The sequence below is a fragment of the Streptomyces sp. NPDC033177 genome (assembly GCF_055577715.1).
In genome coordinates this window covers 265,185-282,597 of sequence record NZ_JBVIPS010000009.1, presented here as the reverse complement: position 1 = coordinate 282,597, position 17,413 = coordinate 265,185, and the positions used below count along the sequence as shown (strand labels likewise).

Genomic DNA, 17,413 nt, shown 5'->3' with positions numbered 1-17,413 from the left:
TCACCGGCTGGGTGAGGCATGGAGGTGTCGGGAGATGCCTTCTGGAGGCATTCCTTGTCGGTCGAACTGAATCACACGATCATCCATGCCCGGGACAACCGGGAGTCCGCCGAGTTCTTCGCGGATCTGCTGGGCCTTGAGATCACCTCGGAGTGGGGCCCGTTCATCGCGGTGGAGCTGAGCAACTCCGTCACCCTGGACTTCGCGTCCATCCCCGCGGACAAGATCACCCCGCAGCACTACGCCTTCCTGGTCTCCGAGGCTGAGTTCGACGCCGCGTACGAGAAGATCAGGGCCCGGGGCGTCGAGCACTGGGCCGATCCGCAGCAGAAGCTGCCGGGTGAGATCAACACCAATGACGGCGGCCGTGGCGTGTACTTCCTGGATCCGTCGCAGCACGCCATGGAGCTCATCACGGTGCCGTACGGCGGCTTCCCGGAGTAGTAGCCGATCCGGCGCTACGTCGGGCAGCTCTTCTCCTTGTCCCCCCGGTACGTCCGGTACAGCGGCAGCTTCTCCTTGTCGGAGCGGGCCACCGGGGGGAACTCGATGATCGGTACGGGTTTGCAGACGGACCATTGGTTGTTCTCGCCCGGCCCGGTGAACCCGTAGGTGCCGCCTGCCCCGACGAGACAGCCGGTGCAGGTGTCGTCGCTGAGGGTCGGGTGGGTGAGCGTGCTGTACACGTCCTTGGTGGAGGGCAGCCGGTGCGCGGGCGTCTTCTTGTGGTCCTCGCTGATCTCGCTGTACGTACGGTCGACGGCGGAGACGAGGAGAGCGAAGCCGTCGTAGTACATGGCCGCGTACCCGTCCGCCAGGGCCTTGGGCCCCAGCTTGTGTTCGTTGTCGATCGTGTTGAAGCGCGCCTGGAACGGGGAGAAACCCGAGGGCGCGCCGCCGGGGTCGTTCGCCCATGCGGGATCGAAGGCCGAGGCGTCGACGATCGTGGCGTTGGCCCTGCGCAGGCTGCGTTCGATGTCGGCGGAGGTGAGCGTCGGTTCGAGACCGATGCCGACCTTGAGGATCCGCAGCTTGCCGCTGCGGGTGCAACCGCCTTCATTGGCAAGGCGGTTGATGAACGCGGGCAGGTCCTGGTCGCGTCCCGCGAAGAACACGGTGTCCGACTTGTCGCGGCAGATCCTCGCCACGGCGTCGGCGAAGCGCTGCGGGACCCCCTGGTCCTTGCCGGACGAACCGATGTAGTGGGAGTTGTGGTTCTTCAGGTCGTAGGTCTTGCCGAAGGCCTTCTCGAAGGTCTTGCGCAGGTCCTTGGAGTACACGTCGCCCTCGCGGCTGTCCCAGAGCAGGAGGCCCTTCTTCTTCTGTGGGTAGCGGTCGACGTAGTGGGACAGGGCCTTGACGAACTCCTGGTTGTTGGGCGACGTCTTGAAGAAGTACCTGAAGTTCATGGAGGCGGCGGTGATGACCGGGCCGACCGTGGGGATCCGGCGTTTCGTGAGCTCGGCGACCGCCTCGCGGGTCTCCGTCGTACTGCTCGGGATGCCGGTGACGCCGACGAGGGGGGCGTCGGTGTCCTGCGTCATCTCGGCAAGACGGTCGACGACGGGCTCCCATTCACTGAGGTGTCTGCCGTCGGGGGCGAAGAGCAGCTGATAGTGCGGCCCGCTGGCGCTGTTCGCCTGCAGCTGTGCCGCGTGGGCGCCCGCGAGGGCACGCCGGATCATGTCGCCGGTCATCGCGCTGGAGGCGTCCGACGTGAAGGGCATCATCAGGGCGATGCGTACGTAGGGAATGCGGGCGCCGTCGCCCGGCGGGTTCTCCCAGTCCTCCTCGACGCGGGCGTTCTCCTCGGCCACGGCCTTGATGAGGCTCTCGGTCCTCTTGTCCGCGTCGAAAGCCTGGTCGGTGACCCCTATGCACTCCCCGGCGATCTCCCGCAGGCCGTCCTCGCACGGGCCGGGGCGCGAGCCGCTCCAGGTGATCACACCGGCGACGAGGGCGGCGGCCACCACCGCGGCCACCAGCCATTCGAGGGGGCCCCACTCCTTGGGCGGGTGGTTGAACATCATGACCCCTCACTGGCGGGGACGGGCAGGACCTGCCGCTTGCGGGCGGCCACCGGCCAGTCGCGGGCTGCCCTGCCAAGGGCTGCGTACCAGGTGGGGTGGCGACGGCAGAGGAAACCGAGTTCGTCGCCCACCGCCTGGCACAGGGTTTCGGCGTCCGGGTCGATCGCCGCGTCGGCGTACGGCTCGGACAGGTACCACAGGGCGTGCAGGAGCCGGTTGATGCTGCGGCCCGCCTCGTCGAGGTGGGTGTAGCGGGCCGCGTGCTCCCCGAGGGCGATCTCCACCCGGTGGTCGCTCCAACCGCCGGGCTCCTCAGGGGAGTTCGGGTCCGGGCCGGCCCTTCTGGCCGGCGGTGTCGGGGCGGTGGCGCAGTGCCGCAGGCAGAACAGCCAGTGCTGGACGCTCTGCTCCGCCTCCTCCGCGCCGAACTCGTCCGCCAGCATGTCCACCACCTGTGCCGCGTTCCCGGTGGCCAGGCTGTGCCGCAGCGCGTCCGCTTCCCCGGAGTCCTCGGTGTCGGAGCGCTGCACGTGGTGCGCATGCAGGAAGCGGTGGATCTCGTACCAGCTGTGCGGATCGTCGGACGGAGGCGAGGTGCGGCGCGCCTCGTGGACGAGGAGCGACTGCAGGAGGCGGCTCTCGACCAGCGGCGCGTCGACGGGGACGGACTGCTGCCACTGCCGCTCCACCAGATACTGCGCCGCCGCGTTGGCGGGCAGTTGCTCGGGCCCGTCGAGTCGCAGGTCCTCGGCGAGTGCCTCCGCGGTGGCGTTGTCCCGCGCCAGGCACAGCACGAGGAGCCGGTCGCGCTGGCGCCGGTCGGGCAGCAGGTCCTCCAGGAGCACCTGGGTGACGGGGCGCCCCTGCGGGGTGGGCAGGTCGAGCAAATCTTTGGGGGTCACCGCGCGGTTCTGCCGGGCCGCGTGCACCACGGCTTCACACAGCAGGGTGCTGGCCGCCGGGTGCCCTCCGGTCAGCGAGTGCAGCGCCGACGCGAGGTGGGGGTGGAGCAGCCGCACGGACGCCCGGTCGAGCATCGACAGGACGTCGTCCCTGCTCAGCGGTGTGAGCGGCACGACGAGGAGCCCGGCGGACGGATCGTGTCCGGTGCGCCGCCAGATGGCGGCGGCCTGTTTGCGCCGCGCACCGCCCGCGGCGGGCAGCAGATCGGCCAGTGCGCGGCGGACCGCGTGCGGGGCCTCATCCTGCGGTACGTCCCCGAGGCGGGTGGCGACGACGGTGATCCGGTCGCGGTGGGGCCGCTGCGCGCCGGCGCGGTGTTCGAGGAGCAGGTTCAGGAAGCGCTGCCCGGCGGGGGCGTGCGCCTCGTCGATGAGGATCAGCGGCCAGCGTTCGCGGTTCAGGTGCCGCACGATGCCGTAGGCGTCGGACAGTTCCTTGAGGAAGGCAGCCATGAGGGTGTTCTCGACGGCATGCCGGTAGTCGCCGCCCCGGTGGAAGCGCCGGCCGAGTTCGAGCAGGGCATCGGGCGTGCCGGTGACGCCGTCCGGTGTGGTGTGCCGCCGCCCGTACCAGTTCCGGGCCGGGCCGAGTCCCCGCAGGGACTGGAGCGCACGCAGGATCGCCGTGGTGACCGGCAGCGAACCGTCGTCGTCCTCCACGTCCCCGCCGGCGTCGGCCGCGCTCTGCGCCTCGGCGACGGCGGCACCGACCCGCTCCGACCACTGCCGCGCCACGTCCCGCTCACCCCCGGTGATGAGGCCGCAGGCGATCAGAAGCCGGGCGTGCCGGGCGCACACGGCGTCCCGCACGTCCGCGTCGTCCAGGGACCAGCCGGAGACCGCGAACAAGCCGGGCAGCAGTACGGGGAACAGGCCGACCCCGGGTGCGAGCGCGCACACGATCCGCTCAAGCACCTGGACGAAGTCGGCGGCGGGCGCGGCGGGCACGTCCCCGTCCTGCGCGGGGGCGAGAGGTACAGCGGCGGGCGCCCCCGGCACCACGGCCCGCACATGGGCCAGCGGGAGCCGCTTGTGGTAGTGCCGCGCGAGACCGTCGAGGACGGCACTGCGGCCGAGTCCGTGCTGCCCGGTGAGCAGCACGACGGGCACATCGTCCCCGAACTCCCGTTTCCTGCGCGCCCGTTCTCCGTACGCCAGTCCCGTGAGTGACGGGATGAGTGAGCCCACCAGTGGATCGCGACCGTACAGCAGTGGCGTTTGCGGCTTGCCCATCCGACGAGTTCCTGCTTCCCCCTGGGAGCCTTCGGCCACCACCGGGGCGAGGCGCAGCGCTCCCCCGGTGACCAGCCGCTGACTGTTGCTCCAACTCCCCTCGGAACAGTGGAACTTACCCCCCTTCGCTTCAGGGTTGCGGGTAAATCTCCAGATCGACCCGGTCCGGCAGATTTACCGCCGCCCGTACCTCACCCGGGTACGCGAGCCTGACCCGCCGCAGCCCTGACAGCCCTGCCAGGTGCGAGAGATCGATGTCGGAGCCCTGGGTGAGGTGTATTTCCACAAGTCCCGGCAGCCTCCGGGCGATGCGCCGCAACGTCACGGGCGCACCCGGTTTGGCGTACACGTAGAGATGCGTGACCTGTGAGACCTGCGCCTTGGGATCGAAGAGCAGCGTGCTCAGCTGCTCCGGGGAGAGGGTCAGCGTGCGCAGCTCGGGCAGGCGGCCGAGCAGGGCGCCCCACCCGTCCGGCAGCAGGCGCTCGCCCGCCTCGTGCAGGCGCAGTTCCTCGAGTGCCTGGAAGTTCCCGATTCCCGTCAGCTCGACCGTGCCCATCGGCAGCGCGAGAACGCGCAGGTCATCGAGGCGGGCCAGGTCGTCGAGGCCGCGCCAGGGCACTTGCAGCCCGAGGTGCAGGGCGGTCAGGCGCGGGCATTCCGCGAGCTTGGCCAGGGGCTCGAACTGCGGGAGATCCTCCAGGACGAGGGTGTGCAGCTGGGGCAGCCGGGTGAGCGGCGCGGGCTCCCTGATGTTTCGGCAGCCCTGCAGGGTGAGGCTCTCCAGGGCGGGGAAGTCCGCGAGCAGTCCGAGGTCCGCCAGTTGGAGCGCGCCCCGCAGCCGGAGCTCGCGAAGACGCCGCGGATCCAGTGCCGCGCGTACGGCCTCGGGGGCGAAGTCGCCGTGGATGCCGACGCGTTCGCAGCCGGGCAGCGTCGCGAGGGCGTCGAGCTCGGCGTCCGAGCGGACGGTGACGGGCTGCGAGGGGTCCGCGGTGAGGAGCGGCCGGAGGATCTCGTCGGCGTACACACCCGTCTCGAACCGGTCCCAGTGGCCCAGGAGTTGGGCCCGCACCACGGCCTGGCGGGTGTCAAGGAACTCCCGCAGGCGCGGGATGGCGGCGTCCCCGCCGATCTGGCAGATCGCGTGGACGGTCGCGAGCTCCTCGTCACCGTCCAGGTCCCGCGCCCTGGGCAGCAGGCCGAGCAGCAGCGGCCCCGTGCGCGCGAGGAGCCTGGCCTGGCGCAGGCTGCGCGGCGGGACCATGCGCGCCGCCTCGGTCTCGATGGTCCGTCGCACATCGGGGTCGAGTCGGGTGGCTTGTTCGAGCGACGCGAGGGCGAGCAGCCGCAGCCTGGCCTGGACCGTCGAGTCCTTCTCGCGGTGGGCGCGATCGCTGAGCCGGATGAGCAGATCGGCGCGTCCCTTGTGATCGCTGTGCGCGACGGCCATCTGCACCACGTCCTCCCACTCGTCCGCATGGGCGTTCTTCACCAGGATGCCGAAGTCCCGCTCTTCGAGCACCGCTTTGGCCCCGAGATAATCCTGAAAGGTGCGGTGGATGAAGTCGACGGCTCCCGAGGCGGGTTCACGGAGTACGCCGGTGCGCTCGATGAGGTACTGCAGGGCGTCCTCGGGCGCTCCCATCTTCGCCAGGCTCGGCACCTGGGGCTGGAGCCTGCGGACCAGGTCCACGGCGTCCGGGCGCTCGATCTGGGTGCGTTCGTTGCGGATCAGCCAGTACGCGAAGCGTTTGAGGGGTTCGGCGGCGGCCTCCTCGCTGAGGGTGGCGTCCGTCTCGCTGATCTTGGGCCGCAGGCCGCGCTCCTTGTCGCGCCGTTCGAGCAGCATGGAAAGGGCGGCTTTGTAGAGAGCGGCCCGCCCCTCGGGCAGGAAGCCGTGGCGCTCCTCGTGCAGGGCGCACATCAGGCTGCACATGAGCGGGTTGGTGGCGAGCCTGCTCAGTTCCGGCCGGGTGCGCAAGGACTCGATCAGTTCGTCGTCCTTGCCTTTGCGGGCCTTGGTCGCCGTGTGCCACCGCTGGATGAAGCGACGCAGGTCGTCGGGGCGCAGCGCGTTCAGGGTGAACTCGTGGAAGCCCTCGCGCTCCAGCCAGCCGGGGGCGAGCGCGGAGGGGCGGGTGGTGGCGAGCCACAGGTTGCCGGAGAAGGCGGCGAGGAGCCGGCGCAGCCACTCCCGGGTGCGCGCGCGGTCGGCCTTGGGGATCTCGTCGAGGCCGTCGATGAGCAGGAGCCCGCGGCCGTTCTGGAGCACGCGCGCCGTCCAGCCGTCGGGTTCGCTCCCCGAGTGCGGGCAGCCCGTCCGGCGCAGGAAGTCCTCGGGCAGGGGCAGTTCGGTGCCTTCGCGGACCAGGGTGCGCAGCGGGAGGACGAACGGGACGCGGCCGAGGAGCTGCGGCAGATGCCCCGGTACCGTGTCCTGCCGCGCGGTGGTCAGGGCCAGCCACTGGACGAGCGTCGTCTTGCCCGTGCCGGCGACCCCTTGGAGGAGTACGCGCCTATGACCGACGAGGACGGACTCGACGCTTTCCTCAAGCACCGCCGCCCTTCCCTCGGTGTCCAGGTCGGGTTCGTCGTCCGCGGCGGCCGTCGCAACCGCCCGCAGGCTCAGGTAGGCGCTCTCCAGAGGCCACACCTTGCGGTCGGTCTTGCGCAGATCGACTCCGTAGAGGGTGAGGCTGCCGTGCTCCTTGATGACGTAGTCGGAGTATTTCTCCTCGAAGCGCGCGTCCGCGGTCGTCCAGTCGTCGCCCGAGACCCGGCGCAGGATGACCTCCAACTGCTCGCTCTGCCGCTGCAGTTCCTGGAACTCCTCGAGCTGGGCGCGGGCCGCGAATCCGGGCCGCTGGGTGAAGAACCGCACGAGGTGCACGCAGGCCGTGCGCAGGAGTACGTCGTGGAAGAGCGCCGCGTCGCGGGTGAGCAGCCTGCGCGTCTCGGGCCCGGCCTCGCGGGACAGCGCGGTGGCGAGACCTTCGGGCCCGAGCTTGAAGACCCCCACGTCGTCCATGTCGAGCTCGCCGAGGGCGAAGAGCGTACGCGTCAGGGCCTGTCCGACGGCGTCGTGCTCGTCGTCCGCGATCGGCCGCTCGTGCGGCCCCGCCGACCGCACCGCGCGGCGCACCAGCTCCTGGGCGAGCCGGTGCATGTCGTCCTTGCTGAGCGAGGGGTGGTCCCCGGCGAAGGACAGCAACCCCTTGATGCGTACGGGCCGTTCGGAGTACTCGGCTCCCGGCGCCTTGGGCGGCGGCAGCAACAGCCGCTTCAGTAACGGCACCACGACCGAGGACGCCACCTTGATGCCCACTGCTCCAGCGTCCACAGAATCCCCCGTCGCCGCCGCGCGCTCTTGCCCTACAAAGGGTAGGGCCCGCACCCCCCGGCGAGGGGGATGCGGGCCCAACTGACCTACGGCAATGCCTACTTGCGGCAACGCTTACTTGCGGCTGTGTTTACTTCCGGATGAGCGAACGCAGCACGTACTGCATGATGCCGCCGTTGCGGTAGTAGTCCGCCTCGCCGGGGGTGTCGATGCGGACGACCGCGTCGAACTCCACACCCGTGTCGGTGGTGACCTTGACGGTGCGCGGCGTGCGGCCCTCGTTCAGCTCGGTCACGCCGGTGAAGGAGAAGGACTCCTCGCCGGTGAGGCCGAGGGTCTCGGCGGTCTGGCCCTCGGGGAACTGGAGCGGCAGGACGCCCATGCCGATGAGGTTCGAGCGGTGGATGCGCTCGTACGACTCGGCGATGACGGCCTTCACACCGAGGAGCGCGGTGCCCTTGGCGGCCCAGTCGCGGGACGAACCGGAGCCGTACTCCTTGCCCGCGAGGATCGCGAGCGGGGTGCCGGCCGCCTGGTAGTTCTGCGAGGCGTCGTAGATGAAGGAGACGGGGCCGTCCTCCTTCGTGAAGTCACGCGTGAAGCCGCCCTCGGTGCCCGGCGCGATCTGGTTGCGCAGGCGGATGTTGGCGAACGTGCCGCGGATCATGACCTCGTGGTTGCCACGGCGCGAGCCGTAGGAGTTGAAGTCGCGACGCTCGACGCCGTGCTCCGTGAGGTACTTGCCGGCCGGGGTGTCGGCCTTGATCGCACCGGCCGGGGAGATGTGGTCGGTGGTGACCGAGTCGCCCAGCTTGGCCAGGACGCGGGCGCCCTCGATGTCGGAGACCGGGGTGGTCTCCATCGTCATGCCCTCGAAGTAAGGGGGCTTGCGGACGTAGGTCGACTGCGGGTCCCACTCGAAGGTGTTGCCGGTCGGGATCGAGAGGGCCTGCCACTGGGCGTCGCCCGCGAAGACGTCCTGGTAGGACTTGTTGAACATGTCCTCGCCGATGGAGTTGGCGACGACGTCGTTCACCTCGGCCTCGGAGGGCCAGATGTCCTTCAGGTAGACGGGGTTGCCGTCCTGGTCGGCGCCGAGCGCGTCCTTGGTGATGTCGACCTTCATCGAACCCGCGATGGCGTACGCGACGACCAGCGGCGGGGACGCCAGGTAGTTCATCTTGACGTCGGGGTTGATGCGGCCCTCGAAGTTCCGGTTGCCGGAGAGGACGGACGTCACGGCCAGGTCGGCGTCGTTGACCGCCTTGGAGACCTCCTCGGGCAGCGGGCCCGAGTTGCCGATGCAGGTGGTGCAGCCGTAGCCGACGAGGTTGAAGCCGACCTTGTCGAGGTAGGGGGTGAGCCCCGCCTTGTCGAAGTAGTCGGTGACGACCTTGGAGCCCGGGGCAAGGGTGGTCTTGACCCACGGCTTGCGGGTCAGGCCCTTCTCGACGGCCTTCTTCGCGACGAGCGCGGCGGCGACCATCACGTACGGGTTCGAGGTGTTGGTGCAGGAGGTGATCGCGGCGACGGTGACGGCGCCGTGGTCGATCTCGTACGTCGAGCCGTCGGGGGCGGTGACCGTGGTCGGCTTCGTCGGGATGCCGTTGGAGAAGGCCGGGGCGTCGGACGCCGGGAAGGACTCCTTGCCGGCCTCCTCGTCGTCGTTGACGTAGTTGCGCACGTCCTGCGCGAACTGCTGCGAGGCGTTGGCGAGGACGATGCGGTCCTGCGGGCGCTTCGGACCTGCGATGGAGGGGACGACCGTGGAGAGGTCGAGCTCCAGCTTCTCGGAGAAGTCGGGCTCGGCGGCCGGGTCGAGCCAGAGGCCCTGCTCCTTGGCGTACGCCTCGACGAGCGCGACCTGCTGCTCGTCACGGCCGGTCAGGCGCAGGTACTTCAGCGTCTCGTCGTCGATCGGGAAGATCGCGGCGGTGGAGCCGAACTCCGGCGACATGTTGCCGATGGTGGCGCGGTTGGCGAGCGAGGTGGCGGCGACGCCCTCGCCGTAGAACTCGACGAACTTGCCGACGACGCCGTGCTTGCGCAGCATCTCGGTGATCGTGAGGACCAGGTCGGTGGCGGTGGTGCCGGCGGGCAGCTCACCGGTCAGCTTGAAGCCGACGACGCGCGGGATGAGCATCGAGACCGGCTGGCCCAGCATCGCGGCCTCGGCCTCGATGCCGCCGACGCCCCAGCCGAGGACGCCGAGGCCGTTGACCATGGTGGTGTGCGAGTCGGTGCCGACCAGGGTGTCGGGGTAGGCCTGGCCGTTACGGACCATGACCGTACGCGCCAGCTTCTCGATGTTGACCTGGTGGACGATGCCGGTGCCCGGGGGGACGACCTTGAAGTCGTCGAAGGCGGTCTGACCCCAGCGCAGGAACTGGTAGCGCTCCTTGTTGCGGCCGTACTCCAGCTCGACGTTCTGGCCGAAGGCCTCCGCCGTGCCGAACTTGTCGGCGATGACGGAGTGGTCGATGACCAGCTCGGCCGGGGAGAGCGGGTTGACCTTGTCCGCGTCGCCGCCGAGCTCCTTGACGGCCTCACGCATGGTGGCGAGGTCGACGACGCAGGGCACGCCGGTGAAGTCCTGCATGATCACGCGGGCCGGCGTGAACTGGATCTCCTGCGAGGGCTGGGCCTGGGAGTCCCACGAGCCGATCGCACGGATGTGGTCGGCGGTGATGTTCGCGCCGTCCTCGGTGCGGAGCAGGTTCTCAAGGAGGACCTTCAGGCTGTAGGGCAGCCGCTCGGCGCCCTCGACCTTGTCCAGCTTGAAGATCTCGTACGACTCGTCGCCCACGCGCAGCGTGCTGCGGGCGTCGAAGCTGTTCGCCGACACGACAGTCTCCTTCATATATGTGCGCGTTTCCGTCACATCCTGCCGCCACGACTCCTCGTCGATCCGCTAAGGTAAGGCTTAGTTAGGTAACCCTTACCGAGTGGCGGCTTCTGGTGCGCCTCGGCAGATATCTCGATGTCGAGATAACTCTAGTACATCACCCGCGCGGACGACGAGGCGCGCCCGCCTGCCCGTATGCCGAAGGGAGCACGGAGAACTCCAGAGCACGCAGCCGCACCGGATCCGCGACCACCTCGTACGCGGCGATCCGCTCGTCGTCGACCCTGATCAGCAGGGCGAGGACCAGTCGTCCGTACGGGGCCACGACCACGCCCACCGAGCCGTCGACGAGCGCGGGCTCCGCGAAGCGGGCGTTGCGCCGCAGGAGCACCGTCTCCTTGGCCACGGCTCGCGCGCCGCGGAGCACCGCGGTGAGGTCGGCGGTGCGCACCACGTCCGGGGCCAGGACCGTGAGCAGCTCCTCCAGGTCACCGCTGCGGGCTGCCGCGAGGAAGGCCTCGACGACACGCCGGTCCCCCGCGAGCCCGGGTGCGGCGAGGGCCTCGGGCGGGGCCTGCACCTTGTGGCGTGCGCGGCTCGCGAGCTTCTTGGTGGCGACCGGGGTGCGCTCCACGATCGGTGCGATCTGCGTGAACGGCACGGCGAACAGGTCGTGCAGCACGAAGGCGACCCGTTCGGCGGGCCCCAGTGTGTCGAGGACCACGAGCAGCGCGCGGCCCACCGAGTCGGCGAGGAGCACCTCCTCCTCCGGGTCCCCGCCGTCGCCCGGCTCCGGGATCCGGTCGGGCAGGTGCTCGCCCGCCGGTTGCTCGTGGCGTGCGGCAGCCGACCGGAGCATGTCCAGACAGAGGCGGGAGACGACCGTACGGAGCCAGCCGGTGAGGTTCTCGATCTCGGCCGCGTCGACGTCGGCCTCGGTGCGGCTGAGTCGCAGCCAGGCCTCCTGCACGGCGTCGTCGGCGTCGCTGAGCGAGCCGAGCATGCGGTAGGCGAGCCCGCGCAGATGGCCGCGGTGCGCCTCGAAGCGGTCCGCGAGGATCTCCTGCCGGTCCATCGGTCACCTTTCCCCGTCGTACGCCGTCACCTTCGTGTCCCCGGCGCCAGAGCCGCCGTGACAGTAACGCCACGAAGGAGAACCGCCATGACCGCCACCCTGCCCACCACCCTCGACCAGCCGCTCCTGCACGGCATGGACCTGGGCGAGCTCCGGCTGCCCAACCGCGTGGTGATGGCCCCGCTCACCCGCGCCCGCGCCGACAACCCCGGCCTCGTCCCCACCGAACTGCACGCCGCCTACTACGGGCAGCGGGCCGGCGCCGGGCTCATCGTCACCGAGGGGACCTGGGTCAGCGAACGGGCCGTCGGGTTCGTCAACGTCCCGGGCGTCCACAGCGCGGCCCAGGTCGCGGGGTGGCGCCGGGTCACCGATGTCGTCCACGCCCTCGGCGGCCGAATCGTGCAGCAGCTCTGGCACACCGGGGCCGCCTCGCACCCCGACCACCTCGGCGGTGAACTGCCCGCGGGGCCTTCGGCGATCGACCCTCGCGCCAAGACATTCACCGCCGGCGGGTTCAAGGAGACGCTCACGCCGCGCACGATGACCGCGGCCGACATCGAGGCGACCGTGGACGAATTCCGCCTGGCCGCGGCCAACGCGCGCCGTGCAGGCTTCGACGGCGTCGAGATCAACGCCCTCGGCGCGTTCCTCTTCGCCCAGTTCCTCAACCCGCGGCTCAACCACCGCAGCGACGCCTACGGCGGCGACCGCGCGGGACGGCGGCGGCTGCTGCTCGACGTCGTGGACGCGGTCAGCGCCGAGTGGGAGGGGCGGCGGGTGGGCGTGCGCCTTTCGCCGTACATGGCGGCGACCGAGCGCTTCGTCGTGGACGAGGAGCTGCTCGGTGACTTCGACGATCTTGTGACGGCGCTGAACGACCGCCCGCTGGCTTATCTCCACCTGCGCGGTCCCGACCTCACGGGCCCCGGGGAGAGCCCCGCCCCCGAGGCGTTCGCGCGCTACCGCAAACGGTTCGACGGACCGCTGATCGCGAACAACGGCTTCGGCAGGGACTCCGCGAACGCCCTCGTCGGCGCGGGATGCGCGGACGCCGTGTCCTTCGCCACGCACTTCGTCGCCAACCCCGACCTGGTGAGCCGGTTCGCCCTGGGCCGCGAACTGGCCGCCGGTGACCCCGCCACGTACTACCAGGGCGGCGCGCAGGGGTACGTCGACTATCCGGCCGCGGGCTGAGCGCGCGAGGAGTCACGCACCAGGAGGGCCGCCGGTACGACGACGGGGCCGGGCGTCATGTCGCCGGCGCCCTCGATCAGGTCGACGAGGAGGCCGACCGCGGCGCGCGCCGTCCGCTCCGGGTCGAGGGTCACCGTGGTCACGGGCGGGAGCGTCGCCGCGTACCCGGGGTCCTCGCTCGCGCACACCACCCGCAGCTCGTCCGGGACCCGCAGGCCGAGGCGGTCCGCGGCGGCCAGGAGCTGACGGCCGCCCGGGTCGTACGCCGCGTACACGGCGTCGGCGCGGTCCGGGCCCCGCAACAGCGCGTCGAACGCGCGCCCCTGGCCGTCCGTCACGTCGAAGGGCACGATCAGCGGATCGGTGCCTCGCTCCGCGCACCATCCGGCGTAGGCCGCGGTCACCGCGCGCGCGTAGTGCTCGTCGCCGTGGCCGGACTGCAGGGCGACGCGGCGGGCGCCGGACGCGGCGAGGTGGTCGAGGACCTCGCGGGTGGTGGCCATGTGGTCGTTGTCGACCCAGTGGTCGCCGGGGCGCGGGTCGCCGGGGGCGCCGTCGAAGACGAGCGGGACGCCGCGGGCGCGCAGCGCGTGCACCATCGGGTCGCCGCGCGGGCTGTCCATGATCAGCATGCCGTCGACGGCGAGGCTGTGCCAGGTGTCGTCGGCGGCTCGGTCGGCGGGCAGCGTGGTGAGGGCGTAGCCGCGTGCGTGGGCAGCGGAGGTGGCCGCGGTGACGGCGCGCGAGAAGTAGGCGACTTCCGTGTAGTTCCAGGCGGTGGCGAACGTGGTCACGGCGATGCCGAGCGTCCGTGTGCGCGGGGCGGTGCCGCGGGTGCCGTAGCCGAGGGCGGTGGCGGTCTCCCGCACCCTGCGGCGGGTGGCGGCGCCGAGGCGGCCCGTGCCGTTCAGGGCGTGCGAGACCGTCGCGGTCGATACCTCCGCAGCGCGGGCTATGTCGGTGAGGGTGGGCCCTGGCACGGCGGTCATCCTACGGATTCCCTGTGCCGGGGGGCAGTGTCTCCACGGAATCCGTTGTGGGGGGCGGCTTTTGGTTAACGCGTTACTCGCGGAGTGTGCCGGGTGCGGGTCGACGGTTCGTCCGTGCCGCCGCGTCGCGGCGGATTTTCCCGCCCGCCCACCTGGATACCCCGAGGAGCCCTCATGCCGTCCGCGAACCTCCCACGCCGCACTCTCCTCGCCGCCGCCGGCGCCACCGGCATCGTCGCCCTTGCCGGTGCGCCCGAGGCCGCCGCCTCGCCCCGCCGGTCCGCCGCGCTTGTCGTGCACAACTCCCGGGTGTTCAGCGGCACCCGGGGGCACGCACCCTGCCAGGCCGTCGCCGTCGGCCGGGACGGGAAGATCCTCGCCGTCGGGCGCGACGCCGCCCTCAAGCGGTTCATCGGGCGGGACACCGAGGTCGTCGACGGGCGTGGCGGCACCCTGATGAGCGGCATCCACGACGGGCACGCCCACCCGATGAGCGCCGGCGACCGTTCGCTGAAGCCGTCGCTTGCGGGGGCCGAGCAGACCGTCGAGGAGCTGCGCGAGACGCTCACCGGGTTCCTGAAGGACTCCAACGACCAGGAACCCGACGGGTGGCTCGTGGTGGAGGACTGGAATCCGGTGGGCCTGCTGCCGCACGGCACCGCGCCGCACCACTCGATGCTCGACGCCCTGCCGACCCGGCGGCCCGTGGCCCTGATCGGCGGCGACGGGCACAACCTGTGGGTCAACCGGCGTGGCCTGGACATCGCGGGGATCACCGCCACCACGCCGGACCCGGCTGGCGGCAAGATCGTCAAGGGCGCGGACGGCAAGCCCAGCGGTGTGCTCAAGGACGACGCGCAGCCCCTGGTGACCCGGCACATCCCCGAGCCGGATCGCGAGCAGCTCGTGGCCGCCGCCGCGAGGATCTTCGCCGAGGCCGCCGCATCGGGGATCACCACCTTCATGGAAGCGGTCGTCGGCAAGGGCGAGCTGAGCCTCTATCAGGCGCTCGCCGAACGGGGCGCCCTGCCGCAGCGCGTCGTGCCCGCGCTGCGGATCGACTCGGACCTGGCCAAGGACCCGGCGGCTGCCCTGGCGTTCGCGCGCGGGTTGCGCGGCGACTTCGGTGGCGTACGAGGACTTCGCTTCGGCACCGTGAAGGTGTTCCTCGACGGGGTCATCGAGTACCCGGCGCAGACCGCCGCGCTGCTCAAGCCCTACCTGGACAAGGACGGCAGGCCCACCGACAACCGCGGCGACCTGTACGTGTCGGCCGCGGACTACGGCCGGCTCACCGCCGCCTTCAACGAGGACGGCTGGCAGATGCACGCGCACGCCATCGGCGACCGCGCCGTCCGTACCTCCCTCGACGGGTACGCGTACGCCCTGCGCGCGACCGGGGCGCGCGGCCTGCGCAACACCACCGCCCACCTCCAACTCGTCGACCCCGCCGACCTGCCCCGCTTCGCCCGCCTCGGCGTCATCCCCTGCATGCAGCTCCAGTGGGCCACCCGCAACACCTGGACCATGGACGCCCTGCTGCCCTACATCGGTGCCGGGCGGCACCGTTGGCAGTACCCGGCGCGCAGCCTGGAGCGGCACGGGGCGCGGCTCGCCGGTGGCTCGGACTGGCCCGTCGATCCGCTTCAGGTGTGGAACCAGGTGCGTACGGCCGTCGACCGTTTCGGGGCCGAGGGCGAGGGGGCCCTGTACCGCGAGGAGGAGGGTCTCAGCCGCTCGTCCGCCCTGCTCATGCACACCCTCGGCTCAGCGCGACAGCTCCGCATGGACCACCTGACGGGGTCGGTGGAAACGGGGAAGTCGGCCGATCTCGTGTTGCTCGACCGCGATGTGACGCGGTGTCCGGTGGCCGATATCAGCTCCTCCGAGGTGCGTCTGACGTTGACCGGAGGCACAGTGGTGCATGACGCCGACTCGTCGGCCGGGCGCGCTGCCGCCGCCCGGGTGACGCGCGCGGCGGCCGGGCCGCGGCTCACGGCGCAGGCCGCGGTGCACGGCGGGCGGCACGCGTCGTGCGGATGCGGCTGACCGGGCACGGGCAAGTGGGGTACGCGAACGACGTACGGGAACTTCCGTACCGAATCGGTTGTTTCCCGCATCGAATCGGTTGTTTCCCGGATGGCCTACCCCAGCGCGTGCGTCATCTCATATCTGAGATAACCTGCGGAACATGGCAGACGATTACCTCGTACGTATCGGCAAGCTCATCCGCGACGCCCGTCAGCACAGGGGCTGGACGCAGTCGCAGCTCGCCGAGGCGCTCAGCACAAGTCAGAGCGCCGTGAACCGCATCGAGCGCGGCAACCAGAACATCAGTCTTGAGATGATCGCCCGTATCGGCGAGGCTCTCGACAGTGAAATCGTCTCGCTCGGGTACGCGGGCCCCATGCACCTGCGAGTGGTCGGCAACCGGCGGCTCTCCGGCTCCATCGACGTCAAGACGAGCAAGAACGCCTGCGTCGCGCTGCTCTGTGCCTCCCTGCTCAACAAGGGACGCACGGTGCTGCGCCGTGTGGCGCGCATCGAGGAGGTCTACCGCCTCCTCGAAGTGCTCGGCTCGATCGGCGTCCGCACCCGTTGGATCAACGACGGAGTCGACCTGGAGATCGTGCCGCCGGCCAAGCTCGACATGGAGGCGATCGACGCGGAAGCCGCGATCCGGACCCGCTCGATCATCATGTTCCTGGGCCCGCTGCTGCACCGCATGGACCGCTTCAAGCTGCCGTACGCGGGCGGTTGCGACCTCGGCACCCGCACGATCGAGCCGCACATGATCGCGCTGCGCCGCTTCGGGCTCGACATCGCGGCGACCGAGGGGCTCTACCACGCGGAGGTCGCGCGTGACGTCGTCCCCGACCGGCCGATCGTGCTGACCGAGCGCGGCGACACCGTGACCGAGAACGCCCTGCTCGCCGCGGCGCGCAGCGACTGCACGACGGTCATCCGCAACGCCTCGTCGAACTACATGGTCCAGGACCTGTGCTTCTTCCTGGAGGCGCTCGGCGTCAAGGTCGAGGGCATCGGCACGACGACCCTCACGGTGCACGGCGTGAAGAACATCGACGTCGACGTGGACTACTCGCCGTCCGAGGACCCGGTCGAGGCGATGAGCCTGCTCGCCGCGGCGGTCGTCACGGAGTCCGAACTGACCGTGAAGCGCGTCCCGATCGAGTTCCTGGAGATCGAGCTCGCGGTCCTGGAGGAGATGGGGCTCGACCACGACCGCACGGCGGAGTACTTCGCCGACAACGGCCGTACGCGCCTGATCGACCTCACCGTCCGGCCCTCCAAGCTGGAGGCGCCGATCGACAAGATCCACCCGATGCCGTTCCCCGGCCTGAACATCGACAACGTCCCCTTCTTCGCGGCCATCGCGGCTGCGGCGCAGGGCAAGACGCTGATCCACGACTGGGTCTACGACAACCGCGCGATCTATCTCACGGACCTGAACCGGCTCGGCGGTCGCCTCCAACTCCTGGACCCGCACCGGGTGTTGGTGGAGGGCCCGACCCGCTGGCGCGCCGCCGAGATGATGTGCCCGCCCGCGCTGCGGCCCGCCGTGGTCGTGCTGCTCGCGATGATGGCCGCCGAGGGCACGTCCGTCCTGCGCAACGTGTACGTGATCAACCGTGGCTACGAGGAACTGGCCGAGCGGCTCAACTCCGTGGGCGCGCAGATCGAGACGTTCCGGGACATCTAGCGCGGTCCGGGTGACTGC

General features: G+C 70.6%; 10 protein-coding genes. 4 read left to right on the top strand and 6 right to left on the bottom strand.

The genetic code is table 11. The features are described from left to right. Nucleotides 1–54: 54 nt before the first annotated feature. Complete coding sequence (locus ACZ5U5_RS29785) at nucleotides 55–444, top strand: VOC family protein (protein WP_469027621.1); 390 nt, start codon at nucleotides 55–57, stop codon at nucleotides 442–444. A 14-nt stretch (nucleotides 445–458) separates the two neighbouring features. On the opposite strand, the gene ACZ5U5_RS29780 is transcribed toward ACZ5U5_RS29785, so the two are convergent. The 5 genes from ACZ5U5_RS29780 to ACZ5U5_RS29760 form a co-directional block, all read right to left on the bottom strand. Next, on the bottom strand, nucleotides 459–2,030 hold the full coding sequence (locus ACZ5U5_RS29780) for an ABC transporter substrate-binding protein (protein WP_469027618.1): 1,572 nt from the start codon (nucleotides 2,028–2,030) through the stop codon (nucleotides 459–461). Further along, nucleotides 2,027–4,225, bottom strand: a complete 2,199-nt coding sequence (locus ACZ5U5_RS29775; protein WP_469027615.1) for an ATP-binding protein — start codon at nucleotides 4,223–4,225, stop codon at nucleotides 2,027–2,029. The genes ACZ5U5_RS29780 and ACZ5U5_RS29775 overlap by 4 nt, the downstream gene beginning before the upstream one ends. Before the next feature lie 130 nt (nucleotides 4,226–4,355). Further along, the gene (locus ACZ5U5_RS29770) at nucleotides 4,356–7,568 is read right to left on the bottom strand and encodes an NACHT domain-containing protein (protein ID WP_469027612.1); all 3,213 of its coding nucleotides are present in this window, start codon (nucleotides 7,566–7,568) and stop codon (nucleotides 4,356–4,358) included. A 130-nt stretch (nucleotides 7,569–7,698) separates the two neighbouring features. Continuing rightward, the gene (gene acnA / locus ACZ5U5_RS29765) at nucleotides 7,699–10,413 is read right to left on the bottom strand and encodes an aconitate hydratase AcnA (protein ID WP_469027609.1); all 2,715 of its coding nucleotides are present in this window, start codon (nucleotides 10,411–10,413) and stop codon (nucleotides 7,699–7,701) included. Between the two features lie 157 nt (nucleotides 10,414–10,570). Then, nucleotides 10,571–11,488, bottom strand: coding sequence for a sigma-70 family RNA polymerase sigma factor (locus ACZ5U5_RS29760; protein ID WP_469027606.1), 918 nt, complete (start codon nucleotides 11,486–11,488; stop codon nucleotides 10,571–10,573). Between the two features lie 87 nt (nucleotides 11,489–11,575). On the opposite strand from ACZ5U5_RS29760, the gene ACZ5U5_RS29755 reads away from it, so the two are divergent. After that, nucleotides 11,576–12,685, top strand: coding sequence for an alkene reductase (locus tag ACZ5U5_RS29755; RefSeq protein WP_469027603.1), 1,110 nt, complete (start codon nucleotides 11,576–11,578; stop codon nucleotides 12,683–12,685). Here the strand turns inward: ACZ5U5_RS29755 and ACZ5U5_RS29750 are convergent. Continuing rightward, nucleotides 12,667–13,674 carry a LacI family DNA-binding transcriptional regulator gene (locus ACZ5U5_RS29750; RefSeq protein WP_469027601.1) on the bottom strand — a complete coding sequence of 336 codons (1,008 nt, stop codon included), beginning with the start codon at nucleotides 13,672–13,674 and terminating at the stop codon, nucleotides 12,667–12,669. The two genes, ACZ5U5_RS29755 and ACZ5U5_RS29750, sit on opposite strands and share 19 nt — an antisense overlap. 174 nt (nucleotides 13,675–13,848) lie before the next feature. On the opposite strand from ACZ5U5_RS29750, the gene ACZ5U5_RS29745 reads away from it, so the two are divergent. Both ACZ5U5_RS29745 and ACZ5U5_RS29740 read left to right on the top strand, forming a co-directional pair. Further along, nucleotides 13,849–15,723: an amidohydrolase gene (locus ACZ5U5_RS29745; protein ID WP_469027598.1), complete on the top strand. Its 1,875-nt coding sequence runs from the start codon at nucleotides 13,849–13,851 to the stop codon at nucleotides 15,721–15,723. A gap of 142 nt (nucleotides 15,724–15,865) precedes the next feature. After that, a complete protein-coding gene (locus ACZ5U5_RS29740) occupies nucleotides 15,866–17,395 on the top strand; it encodes a helix-turn-helix domain-containing protein (RefSeq protein WP_469027596.1) in 1,530 nt (509 codons plus the stop codon). The last annotated feature ends 18 nt before the right edge of the window (nucleotides 17,396–17,413 follow it).